The 19,585-nt window shown below is 37.9% G+C and carries 22 protein-coding genes; 3 read left to right on the top strand and 19 right to left on the bottom strand.

Features of this window, described 5'->3' with window-relative positions:
- Positions 1 to 88: 88 nt before the first annotated feature.
- The 3 genes from rpmA to rplU all read right to left on the bottom strand — a co-directional run bounded on the left by rpmA (position 89) and on the right by rplU (position 1,123).
- Positions 89 to 379: a 50S ribosomal protein L27 gene (gene rpmA, locus ACYQ21_RS02090; protein ID WP_003137946.1), complete on the bottom strand. Its 291-nt coding sequence runs from the start codon at positions 377 to 379 to the stop codon at positions 89 to 91.
- Between the two features lie 81 nt (positions 380 to 460).
- The gene (locus ACYQ21_RS02085; protein ID WP_460054642.1) at positions 461 to 793 is read right to left on the bottom strand and encodes a ribosomal-processing cysteine protease Prp; all 333 of its coding nucleotides are present in this window, start codon (positions 791 to 793) and stop codon (positions 461 to 463) included.
- Positions 794 to 811: 18 nt separating this feature from the next.
- The gene (gene rplU / locus ACYQ21_RS02080) at positions 812 to 1,123 is read right to left on the bottom strand and encodes a 50S ribosomal protein L21 (RefSeq protein ID WP_031366319.1); all 312 of its coding nucleotides are present in this window, start codon (positions 1,121 to 1,123) and stop codon (positions 812 to 814) included.
- Between the two features lie 413 nt (positions 1,124 to 1,536).
- Between rplU and ACYQ21_RS02075 the strand changes: the two genes are divergently transcribed.
- The 3 genes from ACYQ21_RS02075 (at position 1,537) to ACYQ21_RS02065 (ending at position 3,553) form a co-directional block, all read left to right on the top strand.
- Entirely contained in the window at positions 1,537 to 1,779 is a 243-nt protein-coding gene (locus ACYQ21_RS02075) for a hypothetical protein (protein WP_460054639.1), read from the top strand.
- Between the two features lie 198 nt (positions 1,780 to 1,977).
- The gene (locus tag ACYQ21_RS02070; RefSeq protein ID WP_460054638.1) at positions 1,978 to 2,661 is read left to right on the top strand and encodes a response regulator transcription factor; all 684 of its coding nucleotides are present in this window, start codon (positions 1,978 to 1,980) and stop codon (positions 2,659 to 2,661) included.
- A 1-nt stretch (position 2,662) separates the two neighbouring features.
- Complete coding sequence (locus ACYQ21_RS02065; RefSeq protein ID WP_460054636.1) at positions 2,663 to 3,553, top strand: sensor histidine kinase; 891 nt, start codon at positions 2,663 to 2,665, stop codon at positions 3,551 to 3,553.
- Positions 3,554 to 3,628: 75 nt separating this feature from the next.
- Here ACYQ21_RS02065 and ACYQ21_RS02060 read toward each other — a convergent pair whose 3' ends face one another.
- From ACYQ21_RS02060 to ACYQ21_RS01985, 16 genes are all read right to left on the bottom strand, one after another.
- The gene (locus ACYQ21_RS02060; RefSeq protein ID WP_460054635.1) at positions 3,629 to 4,402 is read right to left on the bottom strand and encodes a hypothetical protein; all 774 of its coding nucleotides are present in this window, start codon (positions 4,400 to 4,402) and stop codon (positions 3,629 to 3,631) included.
- Positions 4,403 to 5,155, bottom strand: coding sequence for a hypothetical protein (locus ACYQ21_RS02055; protein ID WP_460054634.1), 753 nt, complete (start codon positions 5,153 to 5,155; stop codon positions 4,403 to 4,405). It lies immediately after the preceding gene.
- Positions 5,148 to 5,930 (bottom strand): ABC transporter ATP-binding protein, encoded by a 783-nt coding sequence (locus ACYQ21_RS02050; RefSeq protein ID WP_460054633.1) that lies wholly within the window; start codon positions 5,928 to 5,930, stop codon positions 5,148 to 5,150. The genes ACYQ21_RS02055 and ACYQ21_RS02050 overlap by 8 nt, the downstream gene beginning before the upstream one ends.
- Positions 5,931 to 6,039: 109 nt before the next feature.
- The gene (locus ACYQ21_RS02045) at positions 6,040 to 6,462 is read right to left on the bottom strand and encodes a hypothetical protein (RefSeq protein WP_460054630.1); all 423 of its coding nucleotides are present in this window, start codon (positions 6,460 to 6,462) and stop codon (positions 6,040 to 6,042) included.
- Positions 6,463 to 6,496: 34 nt separating this feature from the next.
- Positions 6,497 to 7,249 (bottom strand): hypothetical protein, encoded by a 753-nt coding sequence (locus tag ACYQ21_RS02040; protein WP_460054628.1) that lies wholly within the window; start codon positions 7,247 to 7,249, stop codon positions 6,497 to 6,499.
- On the bottom strand, positions 7,249 to 8,175 hold the full coding sequence (locus ACYQ21_RS02035) for an ATP-binding cassette domain-containing protein (protein WP_460054626.1): 927 nt from the start codon (positions 8,173 to 8,175) through the stop codon (positions 7,249 to 7,251). Before ACYQ21_RS02035 ends, ACYQ21_RS02040 begins: the two co-directional genes overlap by 1 nt.
- Positions 8,176 to 8,334: 159 nt before the next feature.
- Positions 8,335 to 10,866: a M1 family metallopeptidase gene (locus ACYQ21_RS02030; protein WP_460054624.1), complete on the bottom strand. Its 2,532-nt coding sequence runs from the start codon at positions 10,864 to 10,866 to the stop codon at positions 8,335 to 8,337.
- A gap of 236 nt (positions 10,867 to 11,102) precedes the next feature.
- Positions 11,103 to 12,179 carry a DUF5105 domain-containing protein gene (locus tag ACYQ21_RS02025; protein ID WP_460054623.1) on the bottom strand — a complete coding sequence of 359 codons (1,077 nt, stop codon included), beginning with the start codon at positions 12,177 to 12,179 and terminating at the stop codon, positions 11,103 to 11,105.
- Between the two features lie 20 nt (positions 12,180 to 12,199).
- On the bottom strand, positions 12,200 to 12,610 hold the full coding sequence (locus tag ACYQ21_RS02020) for a hypothetical protein (protein WP_460054621.1): 411 nt from the start codon (positions 12,608 to 12,610) through the stop codon (positions 12,200 to 12,202).
- A 20-nt stretch (positions 12,611 to 12,630) separates the two neighbouring features.
- The gene (locus ACYQ21_RS02015; protein ID WP_460054691.1) at positions 12,631 to 12,951 is read right to left on the bottom strand and encodes a phospholipid scramblase-related protein; all 321 of its coding nucleotides are present in this window, start codon (positions 12,949 to 12,951) and stop codon (positions 12,631 to 12,633) included.
- Positions 12,952 to 12,966: 15 nt separating this feature from the next.
- The gene (locus ACYQ21_RS02010; RefSeq protein ID WP_460054620.1) at positions 12,967 to 13,215 is read right to left on the bottom strand and encodes an LURP-one-related/scramblase family protein; all 249 of its coding nucleotides are present in this window, start codon (positions 13,213 to 13,215) and stop codon (positions 12,967 to 12,969) included.
- Between the two features lies 1 nt (position 13,216).
- Complete coding sequence (locus ACYQ21_RS02005; RefSeq protein ID WP_460054617.1) at positions 13,217 to 15,562, bottom strand: transglutaminase domain-containing protein; 2,346 nt, start codon at positions 15,560 to 15,562, stop codon at positions 13,217 to 13,219.
- Positions 15,563 to 15,610: 48 nt separating this feature from the next.
- Positions 15,611 to 16,396, bottom strand: a complete 786-nt coding sequence (locus ACYQ21_RS02000; protein ID WP_460054615.1) for a hypothetical protein — start codon at positions 16,394 to 16,396, stop codon at positions 15,611 to 15,613.
- A gap of 54 nt (positions 16,397 to 16,450) precedes the next feature.
- Positions 16,451 to 17,026: a hypothetical protein gene (locus ACYQ21_RS01995; protein WP_460054614.1), complete on the bottom strand. Its 576-nt coding sequence runs from the start codon at positions 17,024 to 17,026 to the stop codon at positions 16,451 to 16,453.
- Positions 17,016 to 17,546 carry an RNA polymerase sigma factor gene (locus ACYQ21_RS01990; protein WP_460054612.1) on the bottom strand — a complete coding sequence of 177 codons (531 nt, stop codon included), beginning with the start codon at positions 17,544 to 17,546 and terminating at the stop codon, positions 17,016 to 17,018. Before ACYQ21_RS01990 ends, ACYQ21_RS01995 begins: the two co-directional genes overlap by 11 nt.
- A gap of 557 nt (positions 17,547 to 18,103) precedes the next feature.
- Positions 18,104 to 19,396, bottom strand: coding sequence for an adenylosuccinate synthase (locus ACYQ21_RS01985; protein WP_460054610.1), 1,293 nt, complete (start codon positions 19,394 to 19,396; stop codon positions 18,104 to 18,106).
- Positions 19,397 to 19,585 lie beyond the last annotated feature (189 nt).

The following is a 19,585-nucleotide window of genomic DNA, read 5'->3' as shown; positions in this document are numbered from 1 at the left end:
CATTTTCCTCATTTCTTAGGTGTTCATACCCCATTTGCATGAAAAAACTTTCAACCCTGAAGTCGAAAGTTTTCATTTTTATGCTTGATTAAGCTTTTTTAGCGACTGGGTAAACAGATACTTTTTTCTTATCGCGACCGAAACGTTCGAATTTTACAACGCCTTCGATTTTAGCGAAAAGTGTATCGTCACCACCACGGCCAACGTTTTCACCTGGATGGATTTTAGTACCGCGTTGACGGTAAAGGATTGAACCGCCAGTCACAGTTTGTCCGTCAGCAGCTTTAGAGCCAAGACGTTTAGATTGTGAATCACGACCATTGGAAGTTGAACCACCACCTTTTTTGTGGGCGAACAACGATAGATTCATTTTCAACATAGGGTTTTTCCTCCTTGATTTAATGTAGGATATTGTTTTGCTCTCAAAATCTAACCAAAACAATTCACTTGATAGATACCCTTAGGTAACTTTGATGAAACTGCTATATTCTGCTTCTTGGGCAATGGCGCTAACACCATTTTCAAAGTTTTGCAATAATATCTGAGCAATCTCAGCTTGTTTGTCGGATAAATCTGACAAGATTTCACAATCGAGAAAGCCACCTTCGACTTCGTCCACCTCAACTAAAGGTTGAAAATGAGCGATTGTCTCCAGCGAATTTACCGTTGTAATCGCAAGACTTGAAACGCCAGCACAAACAATGTCGTGCGCCATTTTGCCATTAAAGGCGTGTCCTGTGATTACAAAACGTGTAATCTGGTCATCTTTTCGACTAAACTTGATGTTAATCATCTGACTAAAATCCCACGATTAAGCGTTGATTTCTTTGATGACAACTTTTGTATACGGTTGACGGTGACCTTGTTTACGGTGTGAGTGTTTTTTAGGTTTGTATTTGAAAGTCACAACTTTCTTTTGTTTACCTTGTTTCTCAACTTCTGCGACAACAGTTGCACCAGATACGAATGGTGCCCCAATCACAGTTTTTTCACCGCCAACAAGTACAACTTCGTCAAAAGTGACAGTAGCACCAGCTTCAACGTCCAATTTCTCAACGTAGATTGCTTGTCCTACTTCAACTTTGACTTGTTTCCCGCCAGTTTTTACGATTGCATAAGTCATTTGCGTGTTTCCTCCTTATATAATATGTTAGACTCGCCTTGGTAGGTGGAATGACTTCACTTAAGTATAGCTCTGGAAATTGCTTTTGTTCAGTTTGAGATAAAATTTTCTTAGACAAGGAAATCCGCCGAAGGCTTGCTAGTGCAAGTCAAGAAGGATTAACGACGGCTAAGGAGATCTTAGCAAAAATGGGCAAAACTGAATTTTAAGGGCTATACTTATACCTAACTTCGTGCGGTTGTACTCTTGAAAGCTATGAAACTCACAAAGACAACGTCATTATTATACCAAAAACAAATGACCTTGGCAAGTATTTTAAAAAATAAATAAATAAAACAGCAGTTTTAAATATCTCTTGTAATTTGTTATAATGGTAGTAATTATCAGTAAATATGAACCTTTAGAAAAACTATTTGAAACTTCAGGAAAAAGATGAAGTTACCTTAACCTTTTTAGAAATCGAAACTATCTTGGATGACGAATTACCAGACTCTCTGAGAAACAAGTCTTTTGGTTGGCTCGGAACAGCAGAAAAAGCACCTACACATGTCTGGAAAAAAGCTTGGGAAAATGCTGGTTATAGACCACTTTACCCTACTGACATCATAACAGATAAAAGAGTCACATTTAAAAAAATTTCAGACCTATACAAGTGAGTGACACAATAAATCATCTATCAAAAAAACTTACATGGATAAAAAAGATTATCTTGGTTAGGTTGCATTAATCGACAATTATTATTAAACAAAATAATATCACAACCAATTTTCCCAAACGAAAACTTGACTGGTACATCTGGTCACAAAATCGAAAAAGTAACACAATAACATTATCTCGCCAGCAAGGAGCTAACATTGCGCAAAATACTCATCATTGAAGACGACACTAACATCTGTCAATTACTTGATTTATTATTAAAAGACAGCTACCAACTCACGATTGCTCATACAGGAACTGAAGGGTTATTGCAAGTCACGCAAGGACAGTTTGACTTGATTTTGCTTGATTTGATGTTGCCCGGTGTGACTGGCGAAAGTGTCTTGACGACGATTCGTAAAGCAAGTCAGACACCGATTATTATCACGACGGCGATTGATGATAAAGCGAAAATCGTTGAGTTGCTGAAAAATGGTGCTGATGATTATATCACGAAACCTTTTAATCTGGATGAATTGCAGGCACGGATTGAGGTACAGCTCCGTAAAAGCAGTCATGAATTACCACAAAAGCAAACGCTGTCCTATAAAAATCTATGCTTAGATGCTGAAAATCTAGCACTTAAAATTGGCGAAAACCAACTGACCGTTGCCCAAAAAGAATATCAAATCATGGCACTGCTCATCAATCACCCGACTAAGATTTTTACCAAAGAAACACTTTACGAGCGAGTCTGGCAAGAAAGTTATCTGGGTGGCGAAAATACCTTGAACGTTCATCTCAGCAATCTGCGTAAGAAACTAAAGGCTGCTGATCCAGATAATGACTACATCGAAACCGTTTGGGGCATGGGCATTCGCCTAGTAAAAGAAAGGGGTTGATATGATCATTTTCCTAGCAATTCTCCTTTTTCTCATCGTCATTTTGGTCGCTTATCTGGTGCTTGTCCTCATTGATTTACAGCAAATCACGCGCCAAATCACTTTTATTGCCGAAAAAGAAACGAATGCCGAAATCACGTCAACAACGAAAAATCCTTGGATTAAAAATTTGTTGAACGAAAACAATCGTTTGATTCGCAAAAATAAGACCTTTCACCGTGAACAAGTCAAGAAAGATAAACTCCTCCATGAGCTTTTGACCAACTTGACACACGACTTGAAAACACCGCTAACGGTCGCGTCTGGCTACACGCAGCTGCTTGAAAAAACGCTCCCCGCTGAAAATCGTGACATTGTGACTAAAATCGACGGTAGCCTTGCAAGTATTAAGCGCTATGTTGACTATCTCATGAGTTATAATATGATTCAGGAAAAAAATATCGCCCTTCGTTTGGAGAAGGCAAATATTTCTGAAATCTTGCGCGAAAGTCTTTTTCTCTATTACGAAAGTTTTGAGGAACGCCTGATGACACCGCAGTTTGAGCTACTCGAGCAGCACTATGCCATTATTGATGTCATCATCTTACAACGGATTTTTCAAAATATCCTTGGCAATGTCCTGAATCACGGTAAAGATTTCCTCAAAGTCAGCATGACCCAACCCGATGATCAGCACCTAAAACTCAGTTTTTCAAATGGTTTACAAGCCAAAATTGACAATCCTGAGCTGCTATTGGAACGTTTCAAAACAAATGACTCTTCTCGTACCAACAAAAGTACTGGACTTGGACTCAATATTATTCAAGAACTCTGCCATCTGATTAATATCACGCCTGCGATTGGAACAAGTGATACTGAGTTTAAAATTGAGCTTGTTTTGCAAGTCAATTAAACAGTCATACAGAAAAAATCGCAAGCCAGACATTTTCTAAAATGTCTGGCTTGCGATTTTTGATTCAATTATTCGTTAAAACTCCCTTTTCTGGAAATTCCGATAAGCCATAAATACAATCACGCCTGTAATGGCGACTAGATAAATGACTTGAAAAATGGCAATGCCGATGATATTACCTTGATTTGCTAGCGCACTATCATAGACTAAACACCCTGGAATCCAACGAGCAATTTTCTCAACATTAGTCAACTGAATAGATAAAAGATTGGTAATAAAAATTATCACTAATACCGCATTCCCTTTTTTGATGAAAGAAAGACTTGCAATCACAAGCATTAAACAAACATAGTAAATGATATTGTAACTTGTGATAACTATTATTCCCCATATACTGAATCCACTTACTCTAGAAAAATATTCACTGCCAACGATAAAAAGTTGATAGCCTAGTCCTGTCATGAGCATACAAATCAAAAGAAATGTAAGGGTGATAAGAACTGTCGTCCAGAGTTTACTCATAAAAATACGCTTTTTTTGTTGAGGTCCGATGATTTGATAAATAATTTTATCTGTCTTAATCTCATCTGAAATATAAGTATTAATATAAAGTACTAAAAACAAGAGAAAGATAAAAATTTGCCAGATCAAGGAGAAAGAGATGTTTGTGATATACTCAAAAAGTGTGAGTTGAGCAACCTCTCCATTTGTAGCATCTAAAGAGAAACTTTCCTTGGCATAAATAAAACAAAACGAAATTAGTATGGGTATCGTCGTCAAGACTAGTCCAACATAAGTCAATTTATTTTTTAAAATTTTATATAATTCCGCTGAAATTAAAGTTTTCATTTAAAACTCCCTCTTTAAAAATTTCGTTCGACTGATAAAGATAAATAGTAAAGCAATAAAAGTCAAAAGTAGATACTGATTCGCCATAATATCTGATATATTAGGATTTTTTTCTATTAAATCGCTAATTGCAATAGAACCAGGAAAATAAGTATAAAGTTTAGCATTTTGAGATAGATTTGCTGTCACAATCGCTAATAAAAACATAACACAAACCATGACTTTTTCCATACCCAAGAACGACAAGGAAATAGCAATAATCTGAAAACAAACCACATAGAACAAGTAAAAAAATAACATTTTTCCGTAATAACGGTCATCACTAGAACCCGCAATCTCAGTATTAAAGATAAAAACGTAATAACCAATGATTGCAAAAAGACTTGTCAAAAGATTAAAGGTAAGCGTCACACCAATCCCTAAAAGCATTTTAACTGCGTAAAGTTTTGCCTTCATCTTTTTACCAATCACTTGATAAATAATTCTATCCGAATTAATCTCTTCAGAAATAAAGGAGTTAAAACACAGGGCTAATAAAATAGTACCAATTGGCATATCGTAAGATAGAACAGTAATTGTGCCACTAACATAACGTAATAAACTAAATGTTCCTTTACCACCAAATTCAATTCCTTTAAAATCACTCACAAAAATTGCTGAGAGTAAAAAGGGAATAATCGAGGCAAATAATAAGCCTAGTAAAAGTTTATTGCCTTTTAATTTATAAAATTCAGCTTTAAGCAGATTAATCATTTAAAAACACCTCATCTATAATATTTTCTTGATTTTCTATTTTGATAATCTCAATATCCTGAGCAGCCAATTCGACAACTTTTTCAACCAAGGCTTTGACATGTTTAAAGCGCATTTGACTACCACCTTTTAAGGTCATCTGATAGCTATCTTCATTTTGCACACCTTCAAGTAAATTATGATTTTTGATAAAATAGTAACTATCAAAAAGTTTCGACATTTCAGCAATCTGGTGAGTTGAGATGACAATACTTGTATTTTGCATTTTAGCAATGTCTTGGATTGTAGCCAAGAAATCAGCGATTCCATTTGGATCTAGACCAACCAAAGGTTCGTCAAGAATCAACAGTTTACGTGGGACAATAATCGCTGCCGCAAGTCGTAAACGTTGTTTCATACCAAATGAGAATGCGCCGACTTTTTTCTTCCCTGTCTCTGCAAGACCAACTTTGGTTAAAACGTTAGCGATTTCTTCTTTAGTATAGTCATAACCCGCATAGTAGCCTAGAATTTTTAAATTTTCAGCAGCTGATAGGTAATTAAATAAATCAATTTCAAGTAAGAAACCAACGTCCTTTTTAATATCTAAACCTGTAATGATTTCACCTTCTGATAGTTTGATAACGTCCAATATTGCCTTAAACAATGTCGTTTTCCCACTACCATTTGCCCCGATAAGACCGATAATCTTTCCAGATTCAATCTGTAAATTCAAATTTTCCCAGATAAGCTTGTCGCCAAAAACTTTTTTACCATTTTTAATTTCTAAAATCATATCTTCTCCTATGTAAATAGCCAAGTGAGCAAGTACTCACTTGGCTATCTCTATTCCTAATTTATTTCATTTAATTTAAATCGTCTAACGCAATGGTCTTGACTCATGTCTAATTCTTTTTTGACACCAGACGGTTAACACCTGAACATAGAAGTGTCAACAAATAAAATGGTACAAAACTATAAACAAGTCTTTCAATCATGCTTTGGTTGGCATCTGATGTGCTGACGGCATCTAATTGCCCCATATTAGCAATCATTTTATTCGTGTCAAACCCTTTCTCGTAAAGCATAACCGCTAGAACCTCAACACTAACGATGAGCAAAAATGCGACTAGTTTCGTTTTGACATCGTATTTTTTAAATAAGCTCATGTTCAGTAAAGCAAACAGTAAAGTAATCAAGGATAAAACACCAATATAAACCAAGAAACTAATAGATCCCCGATTAAGAAAGAGTGTCCCCATGGCAAACATTAAAACAAGCGCAACACATTTTTCAAACAGACCAACTGATAATTTTTCTAAAGTCATTTTTCTTTTTCTCCTAATAATTTTTCATACGATGTTATAATTCTTTATGTTTAATCACAAAGACACTTCCGACTATTGACAGTAGGATAGTAATACTCCCGACAACAAGATATGGGATACTCTCATTTAGCGTCAGCTGATTCAAGCCAATCATTTGAGCAAAGCCAAAGAAATCAAAGTATTTGATATTTTCCCATTTTGTTACAGATGCAGTAATTTGCATAATTAAAGGATACATGACAGTGAAGACCGCAGCAAGCACTGAACTTTGTACCGAGATTAAAATCAAGGTCGCCAAACCAAATAGAACACTTATCATGATTCCCGTCATAACTGAAGAGAGTAACATATCCGAAAAGATAGAAAATAAGTCAGCACCTGCTAGGCCATATTTCATTACACCAGCCACAAGAACGGCCATAAAAAATAGGAAGGTAGCTAAAACCAAAACAAGTAATTCAGTCACGTATTTGGCTAAGAGAAAAGTTAATCTGCTCGTTCCTGCTGTCAAACTATTCTTGTAGGTTTTTAAAGAAAATTCGTGACCGATTAAAATGATAAAAATACTGATAAAAACATAAGTTAAAATAGGGCTTGCCATGACCGCGTTTTTCATCAAATAGGGTAGCGTCCAAGTTCTTGCAATATCCTCTACATTGACACCGACAGAAATCGATGCTTCCGAAACAACGCTTAGCACGCCTAAAGCAACGACTGCCAACAAAGTCATATATAGCCCAACTGTTTTGCTTAAGCGATAAAAATCTGCTTTCATTAAACGTATCATTATTTATTCTCCCCTACTGTTTTTACCAAATTCGTATAATAATCTTCCAAACTAGACTCTTGCTTAGCGATGCCTTCGACATGCACATCATTTAAAATCAATAACTTATTAATCTCTGCAACCGTCAAAGTCGTCCCAGTAATTCTAATTTCCTGCTCGTTCAACACGTTAAAGCCATCCGTCAAATGCTCATTCAAGACCACCGCCGCCTGTGTCGTATCTGCTACCTTAACGATAATGCCATCTGTCACAAGCGCATCAAAAGCCTCTTTTGTAAGCTCCTGAATCATTCTCCCCTCATGAATAAAACCAAATCGTGTCGACACTTGATATAATTCGGTCAAGATATGACTCGAAATGAAAACCGTTGTCTCTCTTTCGCGGTTAATTTTCTCAATCAAGTCTCGAAGTTCCACAATGGCAATCGGGTCTAGGCCATTAACCGGCTCATCTAAAATCAGGAAATCTGGTTGATTGACAAGCGCCATGGCAATCCCTAAGCGTTGTTTCATGCCAAGTGAAAATTGCTTAAATTTTTTCTTGCCCATGTCTGCTAGATTGACAAATTTCAAGGTTTCATCAATTACGGACAAATCATGAATGCCACGTTGTAGGCAAATAATTTTCATATTTTGATAGGCTGTCAAGGTATTAAAAGCCACTGGCGACTCAATGACTGAGCCAATCCGATTTAAGGCTTGTGCATACTTGCTTGACTCTTTTGGCTGTCCTAAAAGGGTAATTTGACCTGACGTTTCTTTCGACAAGTCCACAATCAATTTCATAATCGTTGTCTTACCTGAACCATTTCGCCCAATTAAACCATAAATATCACCTTTTTTAACTTCAAGTGACACATTATCAAGTGCCAGCTGTTTACCAAATTTTTTGGTCACATTTTTTAAAGATAGGATTGTATCTGTCATCTCTATTCTCGCTTTCCTTTTGTTGATAGTCTTATGATATCATGCAAGTATTAAGTCGTCTCTTAAGTAACTATTAAATCTTTCTTAAATCTCAATCTATAATTTGATGCAAGAAAAAAGCGACTCAATCTGAGCGCTTTTTCATTGATTAACCAAAGCTTAAATCGTTTCAAACAAAGCCACAACTTTTGCTTTTTGATCGGCTAACAAGGCGATTTTAGCAGCAATTTGTGTTTTAGCCATTTCGATGATTCGTTTAAAGGCTGGTTCATTTTTGAATGGCTCTGTGAAGTCGATAAAGGCTTGCAGTTTTGCTTCTGTGTCAAAGCTATTGCCAATGACTTTGATAAAGTCACCAGACGCCATATCGCCACCTAGCTTTTCTTGCACCCAGTCCCAATTTTCTACCAACCAATCGAAGGCGGCAGCCTGTGAAAAGTTGCGGCTGACAAGTGATGAGAACCAGAAACGCAAGTCTTGTGGTTTTACCAAATCAGTGTTGCGATATTGTGAGATGATCGTTTCAACTGTCGTCATTTTCTTCGTGCTAGACACGGCAACATTCAACTCACGTTGGAAGGTTTGGTCAGTCGTTTTAGCATAAGCATCGAAATACTTTTGAACTAAGTCGTCTGTTTCATTTTCAGCGATTTCATTTTTTAGGACAACTTGTCTGATATCAGCCGGAATACTGTGGATATCAGCAGCGTGTTGGCTAAAGACCTCTGATGATTGGGCGACAGCATCCGCATTTTCAGCGTAGACTTCCCATGAAATTGGTAAAGCACGTAATTGCTCATCATTGAATGATTCGCCCTCAACTTTAGTCCAACCTAAACGGTTGTATTGTTTGTCAAACAAACGGGCAACAAATTTCTTAAAGTTGACTTCTGAATCAGTTGATTCGTCGATGAAAATTTTCAGAGCATTGAGCGCTTGTGACATGGCCAAGTTGACCACGTTTGACGGTTCATTATCAAATGTCGCCAATAAGTTGACCAAGTCAGCGTAGTCAGACAAGCCACCTTCTGCCAATTTCAAGGCAGATTGGATGAGTTGCACTTTTGTAATCGTATCAAAAGTTGGGACTGCTGCGGTTACTTTTTCAGTCAATGCGGCATCGTATTTGACCAAATAGTGTGCGGCATTTTGCGCATTAAAGAGGAGTGGTTTGTCGCCATTTCCAGCTGATAAAGCCGCAAAACCAGGGATTCTAATTTCTGCTTCTGACAAGACATCAGGCAGACCAGTCCAGTTCGTGTTAAGCGGGATTTGCCATAAACGACCTTGGTCCACGCCCTCACCTGTGAAGAATTGTTGTTGGCGTAAAACGAGTTCATCGTTTTCTACAGACACGCTTAATACAGGATAACCAGGCTGCTCGATCCACGATGTCATAAAGGCTGAGACATCACGTCCTGATGCTGCTGACAATGCATCCCACAAATCGCGACCAACAGTATTGCCATACTGATGCACTTCGAAATAGGCATGAAGGCCGGCTGAAAAGTCAGTGTCGCCGAGCCATTTGCGGAGCATGACCATGAGACGGGCACCTTTGGCATAGACGATGGCGCCGTCAAAGAGTGTGTTGATTTCGTCAGGATGGTTGACAGCAACATGGACTGATTGGACGCCGTCGATGGCATCACGATTAAGGGCCATAGGGGCTTCAGATACTGAGAACTGCTCCCAGATATGCCAGTCAGGCTCGATCGCATCAATGGCAACATATTCCATCATGTTAGCGAATGATTCATTCAACCAGAGGTCATCCCACCACTCCATGGTTACTAAGTCACCAAACCATTGGTGCGCAAGCTCATGCGCGATGACAAGTGCCACGTATTGGCGGCTGGCAAGGGTTGAGTTGTCTGGTTCAGCAAGCAAGGCGACTTCACGATAGGTGATTGCGCCCCAGTTTTCCATCGCACCCGCCGAAAAGTCAGGCAGACCGATATGCCATGAATGTGGCAATGGATAGGCAACTTTGAAGTAATCCTCGTAAAATTCGATAACACGAATGGCGATATCTAAAGGAAAATCAAGCGCTTGCGCTTTGTGGGCTTTGGTTGCAAAGACACCAACTTGTGTCCCGTTCTTCGTTTTGCCAAGTTTTGACTGCATATCGCCAAAGACGAAGGCTAAAAGGTAAGACGACATCTTAACGGTAGTATCAAAGGTATGCACGCCATTTTCATTTGAAACTTCTGGCATATTTGACACGATTGCTTCGCCGTCTTTTTCGTCAAATTTGACTGACAAGTCAAAGGTTGCTTTGGCTGCTGGCTCATCAATTGATGGGAAGGCTTGGCGGGCAAAATGCGTCTCAAATTGTGTCCCGACCAATTGTTTTTTCTCACCGTCAACGTCATAATATGACGGGTAAATACCTGTCATATTGTCTGTCAAGGCTGCAGCGTAAGTGAAGTCAACTGTCGTTTCACCAATTGCTGGGACTTTAAAGGCTACTGTTTCAGATGCTCCATCCAAGCTGAAATCGACTGCTTGACCATTGACGGTAACTGATGTAATCTCTAAATCTTTTTGGTGAAATGCAATCTCAGTCGTCAGACTCTCACCTGTTACAGTTACTTGACCTTCAAACCGTTTTGTTTCTCGGTTAACGTCCAGAAAAATTTTATAATTTTCTGGTTTAAAATCATCGTATAAATGCTTAAATTCGCTCATGTTCATCTCCGCTATCCTTCATTATTCTGTATCATTATATCAAAAAAGACTGGGCTTGACAAAATTTGGTAGTTGGTTTAATTTTTAGCTAAGATAACAAATAAAAAGGTTGAGACAAAAGTCGAAAATTAGCATGATTTGGCTAATTATAAAATAGACAAACCGCATGCCTTCAAAAACAAAGACCTGCGGTTTGTTTAGCTTTAAAACTTTTGTCCCTGTCTTTTTTCGATGGCTTAATAATCCATCACATCCCCAATATAACTTTCCATAAGGTATTCATTCCGAGAATCATCCACATTTTTCGCCTTGATGTCCCATTTACCGTTTTTTAGAGTCATACTGATATTTAATTTATCGCTTGATTCTACTAAGTCTGATTTTTCGAGAATTTCTTTGTATTTATTGAAAGCATCTTCTTCAGCCTTTTTGTAGTCATAATCATCCGTCGTATCAAGATAAGCTGTCTCATAATCGCCAATAACTCGATTGATATTCTGTCTAGATAAGGCATCTAGTTTGATATTGACAATTGCTTTGCTGTCGTAAAAGCCAACAGTTGTCAGTTCATAAGATGACCGTTTATCTTGAACTTCACGAAATTGATTGTAAGCGGCACTGACTTGTTCATCACTTGGTCTAAAGTCCATGAAATCATCTTTGAAGTTTTTGGCAAACGCCTTTTGAGCTGCCTCAATGGCTTCATCTTTATCAGTTGATATTAATTTCTCATACGCATCGTTTGCCTTATTTAAAAAGACAACATCGATATAGGCTGCCAAAGCATCCTCAGCTTTTGTAAAATTTGATTTCGTTTTCTCATATTTTTTCAGGTCAACCGGAATCTTAACATCTTTTGATTCTTGCATTGAGCCAAGAGATGTTTTCGAGACTTCTAACTGGTATGTTTTGCCTTTTTTAACTTCAAACAACAATGTACCCGTCGTGCTTTTACCTTCTGAAAGCTCTGTAAGCAATGTATCTTTATAGTCATAAGATGTTGCGAACTCATACGATTCTTCTGGTTTTATTTTTTCATCTTCACCCTTTTGATACAAGCCAAAATTTTCTTTAGTTAGGTAAATTTTCTTGTCACTCGTATTTTTAACATTGACCTCAAGTGCGATAAATTCAGTATCATCGCTCGCTTCTTTCTTATCAGAAAGTGCAAGATAGCCGCTTTTAACCTTAACGTCTAAACCTGCCGCTTTCCCCTCATCTTTCGTCTCTTTTTTAGCCCCATTTGCACCACAACCTGTGACTAATAAGACTGATGTCAATGCTAGAGCGATGATTCCTATTTTCTTTTTCATAATTTCTCCCGTTTTTTATTCTACTTACTGTTTGAAATAGTTGTGTCTTTTGGCTTAATAGCAAAGGCTAGGATAAAGAAGATGCTACCTGCCACCTGTGATAAGGTCAAAAGTATATTCATGCCTTCCATACCCACCATCAAACCACTGAGTATCGTAAGTCCCGCACTGATTCCCCCGAGAATACCGATAACCAGTAAGAATATTTTCCACCCCTTATCATTCACCTTACCAATCATCACATAAGCAACCCAAGTGAAGATACGCAAGGTTAGAGTTATCCCCAGACCGATGAAAACACCTATTGTAAAAGCAGTAGCTACCACCGCATCAGCTGAAGATAGATTAACTGATAGAGTTGTAAAAGCTGATATCAGAAAAGTTAAAGTTGTTAAAATATTGCCCACTAAAGCACTCTGTTTATTTGTCATTTTTTCTCCGTAAAATATTTCTATGCCTCTTTTATAATCATATCAATCGCAATAGCCGTTGAGGCAATTGCCTGGCGTTTTGTTTCGTCCAATAAATCATCTGACATTTCGACAAAATATTTATCCGCCGTCGTAAATAATTCTTTCATCGCACCATTCCACTTCTTAGTGACGATACCAATCTGACCAGTCTCATCGGTTATGACAAAATTCCAGCCTTTCCAATCCCCATTGATTTCAGCTATTTCAATATCCTGAGCATCTAAAATTTTAAAACAGGCTTTCATCACTTTAAATTTGGTTTGCAAAGTCGCAATTTGACGATCATTGCCACCTAAAATTGCAACTTTTGAGCGTCAAAATGTCCAACCACGTTGAAGTGTTACTAACTTATTACCTGCCATATCTTTGATATGCATTGTAAACGGCATGAGTGGTTTTAAATTAGCAAATAGACGCAATATTTTATGCCAAGCTGAAATCTTCACCTGTTCAACAACGCCAATCTGCACACCTTGATTATCAAAAATTTTATAATCATTGACAAATTTCAATACTGCTACTTTTTCGTCAATAACAAAAACATTGTGTTCAAAAAAATTCAAGTTACTCTCCTTCAGTCGTCAAATAAATCACACCCATCCAATAAAAACCTTTCAATCCTTCATTTTGAATTGTCTCTGCAACCTTTTGACCAATAGTCCCAAATTGTGCATCGTCCAGTTCATATGTCGTCCGAAGTGTTGCTTTACCATCTTTATTTAACATAGCAATCAATTCCGTAGCGATTTTATCTTGATTATAGAATTTCTTCTCAACATGGTAAAATTCTTTATCAGTATCTGAGTCGCTTGCTTTATAAGTTGCAAGTTTACTATTAATCGCATAACGATCATCTTCGACCAAAACTTTCTGAGATGATTTACTTGGTAGATTGAGTAGGGCATTAGTTACCATGTCATTATCGTTATTGGTTGCATCTACAATCGCCCACTCATCACCAATTTTGACTTTGTTCCAAGCATGTGGTACTTCACCATCAAGATAACCTGTCACGACAATCGTATCCAATTTCGCCTCATCTGCTAACAGTTTGAAAGCAGAGGCATAACTGGCACAAACACCAACCTTATTAATCAAGACACCATAAGGGGTAAAGGAATCATTGAATTTTTCATCAACTTTTTTAAAGTCATTTTTCTCCGCATTTTCAAGCGCTGCATCATCATACTCAGCAATCTTTGTCAAATAAGCATTAATCGCATATTCTTTTTGCAAATCTGTCATGTCTGGCTTGATGATTTCCTTGACCACTTTGGTCACTTCTTTTTTAATCTCATCTTGCTTTTTCAACATATCAGTTGGACTGTCTTCATAAGAAACGAGCATCGTTTTGCCATCTAATGACAGTCTGGCGCCATCAACACCTAAAATCAAAGGATTTTGATAAGTCGCTTCTTGCCAAGCATCCACTAAAACTTCCTCAGATTGAGCTTCTGGAAAGTCTGATAAATCAATTAACGTTTCACCGCCCATCATCATTACTGCCAAATACTCACTCAAAGCACTATTAGCAGTGATTTTTTGATCATCTGAAATTTCTGTTCCTGTGCTTTTAGCTTTATCTTTTGATGTATCATCAGATTCTGTTGTTACAGTCGCATCTTTACTACCACCTTTATTGGCCAATTGATCTTGACGTACTTTCAAGGCTTTTAAATCTGCTTTGACTGTCTTTTTATCGTAATCTTGAACTCTACCATGACCGGTATAGCCCGTGCCTGAAATTTGGTAAGGAATGTCGACAATGTCAACTTTTGTCGCCTTGAGGTCTGACATATCTTCTTTTTCATATTCGCCCCAAGTTTCAGTCTTTTCTTCGGCTTTATCAAATTTATAGTCAATCCATTTTTGAACAAGCGATCCATCACACATGGTCACCCAAGCATAAGCAGGTAATTTTTGATAATCATCAACTAATGACTTGCCTTCTTCTTCACTGGTCAAGCCAACTTCCTGTGTGTAAACAATCCGTTTAGCCATCTCATTTTTGCTCAAGGCATTACTTAACGCAGATGTGCCTTTACTTGACACAGCAATGACCGCATAATGTATATCATCAGACGTACTACTCTCTTGCTGAATCGGCTCATCTCCCTTGCCGTATTTTTTTATATTCTCAGCATCACGACGTTCTAACTCGGATACCTTATAAGTTCTCAGATGAGTTGCATCTTTAGGTGACCAGCTCAGCTTATCGGTCCGCCCTTGTACAAAAGCCTGTTGATTGTTGTAACCTTTTGCATTTGAATAATCAAGTGATATGACATAATAGTAATCTGCACCTTTAACTTTATCCCAAGAAAAAACAGGTAGACCATCATCGCCAATTGTCATCTTAACCTTGACCTCTTGTTCAATTTCATTTTTAACATTAATCGGTGTTACGATTGGCTTATCTAACTTCTCACCTGTTTCCAAGTCAACATAAACTGCCATATAAAGCATCGGCAGATTTCCCCAGTCTTTTCCATCACCTTTATCAAAAAGATGAAGCGCTCCTGTTTCATTGCCATCAACATCTTGTTTCAAATCAAGCGTACTAATCGCCGCTACTGGTGTCTTCCAAGGTTTAACTTGAATTTCTGTATGATCGTCGTTAAGTTCAAACTGAGTGCTAAAAGCTTGCGTTAAATCTGGATCTTGAAAAACTTCAACTACTTCTGTGAAATTCTTCATACCCTCTTTTTCAGGGTCAAAACCGATGTCAAGTTTCAGAGCTTCATCACGTTTAACCTCTAACTTCTCTCCAGAATAGTCAGCTTTACTGTCATCCTCATATTTACCACGTACACGTGTTGCGAGTTGCTCTACATTGACAGTCTTGCCTGTTTTAGTTGCTGACTTATCTTCTGATTTTTGACAACCAACTAAAAATAAAGTTGACAGCAAGAGTCCTGCAATAATTGTTTTTTTTATCGTCGTCTTCCTTTTCCTTTTCTACTCATCCTTGTTTGATTTAAATGTCCCTGCAATCAAGTAATAGATGTCGCTAACATTGGTATTAAAATCATCTGATGTATTATCCTCAGGTTTGGTACCTGAGATTGAAAAGACATGATAGCTCCCTTTGTCATCATCAATAATAATAATCGTATAGTCCAACTCTTTTTTACCTTTAGAAGTCACACTAAAGGCAAATTCACGATTATTCGTTTGGGTACTTTCGATATAGTAAGCCATCGCATTAAGCTGCTCTAATTCACCATACTGCGAAACAAAACCACCATAAAGTTGACTAGCTAAATCATTGATGCTTTCAAATTCATCCGCGGGATAAGTCTGTGCGATAATTGCCACATCCGTCTTTGAATCTTTTAAAATAGCAACTTTTTTATCGCTTTTTAGCATCATTGTTTTAGGCAAGGTCACATAGCCTATTTCATCATTACCAGTCTGAGTTAAGTTTTTAGCACCTCGCTCATCTGTAATTTCTGCCACCGCATTGGTAAGTTCTTTTACTTGCGTTTCTTGGTCTGCTTTCTTTTTTAAATCAGAGTCCGATTCAGGATTGATATCAAAAAATGGTGTTTCTGACATTTTTACTTCTTTTAAGCTTAACTTCGGTACTTTTACTTTAGGAAGTTCTGTATTAACTTGTTTAGATACCTTCCCTTTGTCAGCAGGCTTTGATTGGCAACCAACCAATAGTATAATAGCCACTAAAGCACTTAATAATGTCCAAAATTGCCTGTTTTTCAACCGCTTCTTTGCATGCGTCAGCATAAATCTCTCCTTTATTCTTTTTCACACTTTTAATACCTTTGACTTTGACAAAGGTTACAAGTTTTTTAGTATATTTTTGAGAAATTGGATAAAAGCATCTTGCGTGACATCTTTTCCTGTCACAAAATAATACTGTTTATGCTTAGAAAACGCAGCATAGTAGACATTACCATTTTGAGCTAGTTGAATTTTTTGTCCATTGAGCTTACTTGGGGCAACTTCCGCCATAAAGTCAGGGATAATCGTTGCATCCTCACTTTCTACTAGTTCAATTGGTGTACTCTTCTTTGCTTGATAAGAGGAATCAAATTTTCCAAAATCTTTATTCATCGAAAACTGATTTTCCTTGACTGCGACGATTTGAATCTGATCCGTCTGTTGATAATACAAAAAGCTGCCACCAATAACAAACACAACCACCGCGGCTAAGATGAGTCTGCTGTACGGAAATTTGACTTTTATCACTTTTGGAGAAAAATTCGGCTGACTTGTCTTGGATAAGTCAGCTCCCATCTCCATTTTTGTTTGGTCAATTAAATGGCGCGGCGCTTTAATGTCACGCATTTCAGCTACATAATCGTCTCTCAAGTCTTTATCAAACTCACTTTTATCAAAGTCTTTACCCAACATGTGTCCCCCCTCCTTCCAACTTTTTCTTCAAGGCAACTCTTGCTCGCGACAATCTCGTTTTTACTGCTGATTCTGACAGATTAATCAAATGACTAATTTCTCGAACCGAGTAATCTTCAAAATAAAACAAGTGTAAAATCGTTTTTTGATCCTCTGGCAATTTTAAAATGCTTGAAAGCAGATTATCCGTTGTCTCTTGTTGCTTATCAGTCATCAACTCATCATCTGAATAGCTATTTCCCAAAGACTTCTCAAACTGATAATCTGATAAGTCAGTTCGTTTTTTATGCCAAGCCAAATCAAATTGTTTCTTACAGCAATTGATAGTCACACGAATCAACCACGCCTTCAGATGTGTTTCATCTTTGATTTTTTCCTGATAATGTACCAACCTTAAAAAGACCTCTTGAAAAATATCTTCAGCATCACTCTTATTCTTCATTCGGACAAAAGCAATCCGATAAACCATATCAGCATAAGATTCAATTAATTCATCTAATTCCTCCGCTGAAAATCCCAACTCCCTCATCTCACTCCTTATATGTAATACCTTTTAGTAGGTCAAAAAGTTACACTCAATTTAGAATTTAACACCTGTTAACTCATTTTATACTATTAACATGCTACCTACTATTATATCATCATTCTAAGCAAATCATTACAAGACTTCACTTATTTTTCATATCCTAACACCATTTACTCTAAACATACTCATTTACTATACTCGTTTAAGTTTATAGAGTATACGCAACTTTTGAACTAGATTCACCAATTCGGTCAACGGCGAAGCGGTTGACCAGCGACTAAGATTTTTTTCAAAAATCAAGGCTACTATACATAGTATACACGTCATGCCAATGCCCAAACCGCCAAGCCATGTTGCCCATAGCTTTTTTCGTAAGCCGCCAAAGCGACACTTCAAAGCCATAGGCGATAAGGCGTACAGGTGTCCGTTAAGACTTATCGACAACGAAGTGGCGGAAAATAGGCGAAAGTATCTACTTTTATATGCTTAAACGAGTCCATCACATTTCTTTTCAATTAAAAAAGCCAAGGATTATCCTCAGCTTTTCAGCCTTACAAAACGCCCCAAACACTTTCCAACACATTTGTCTGATCGCGACCAGGACCAACTGAGAAAGTCGAAATTTTCACGCCTACGAGTTCAGAGACGCGGCGAACATAATTTTTCGCTGTTTCAGGTAAATCATCCAAATGACGGACACCCGTGATGTCTTCTGACCATCCTGACATTGTTTCATAGATTGGTGTACAACGTTGTAGTGTTTCAAGACTTGCTGGATAGTAATCAATCCGCTCACCATCAAGATCGTAAGCCACACAAATTTTAACCTCATCAAGACCTGTCAAAACATCGATTGAGTTAAGAGACAGATTTGTCAAACCAGACACACGACGTGAATGACGCATGACCACTGAGTCAAACCAACCGACACGGCGCGGACGACCAGTTGTTGTGCCATATTCATGACCCACTTCACGAATTTGATGACCGACTTCATCGTTCAATTCCGTTGGAAATGGGCCATCGCCAACACGTGATGTATAGGCTTTACAGACCCCAACGACTTTAGAAATCTTAGATGGTCCAACACCTGAACCAATCGTCACACCACCTGCGACAGGATTTGAAGAGGTGACATAAGGGTAAGTCCCTTGGTCAATATCGAGCATGACCCCTTGCGCCCCTTCAAAAAGGACACGTTTACCAGCGTCTAAAGCATCATTCAAGATCACAGATGTGTCTGTCACGTACTTCTTGATTTGCTGACCGTAGTCATAATATTCATCAAAAATGTCTTGGAAATCAACGGGGTCAACTTCATACATCTTCGTAAATTCACGATTTTTTTGTTCGAGATTGATTTTCAAACGCTCAGCGAAAATCTCTTTATCAAGTAAATCGGCAATTCGAATCCCAACACGCGCAGCCTTATCCATATAAGCTGGACCAATACCTTTAATCGTTGTCCCGATTTTGTTATCGCCTTTCGAGTCCTCTTGGAGCTGATCCAGCTTGATATGGTAAGGCAAAATTACATGCGCCCGATCAGAAATCCGAAGATTATCTGTCGTAATGCCCGCATCATGCAGGTAAGCCAACTCTTTAACCAATGATTTCGGATTAACCACCACGCCATTCCCGATGACAGAAATCTTCTCCGGATAAAAAATCCCTGACGGAATCAAATGTAATTTATATTTAGTTCCCTCGATAACAATGGTATGTCCAGCATTATCGCCACCTTGATAGCGTGCGATAACTTCCGCATTTTCACTGAGGAAATCCGTAATTTTCCCCTTACCTTCATCACCCCATTGGGTCCCAACAACAACTACTGATGACATATCTTCTCCTTCAAGATTCAAGCCCTACAGGCATCGCTAGAGATACCTGTAACTCGATACTCTTTAAAAACTTGCTCAAATTGCAACACTTTATTATAGCAAATCTACATAGAGATTGCTACCTCCCCCCCATTTTTACCTGACTATGTGTCTGAAAAGTTCGGAAATGGCTAAACCTTTATGCAAGTT

The organism is Pseudolactococcus yaeyamensis, from assembly GCF_054658615.1.
Note: the sequence above shows the minus strand (reverse complement) of the source record. Positions and strands in the feature narration are given on the sequence as shown.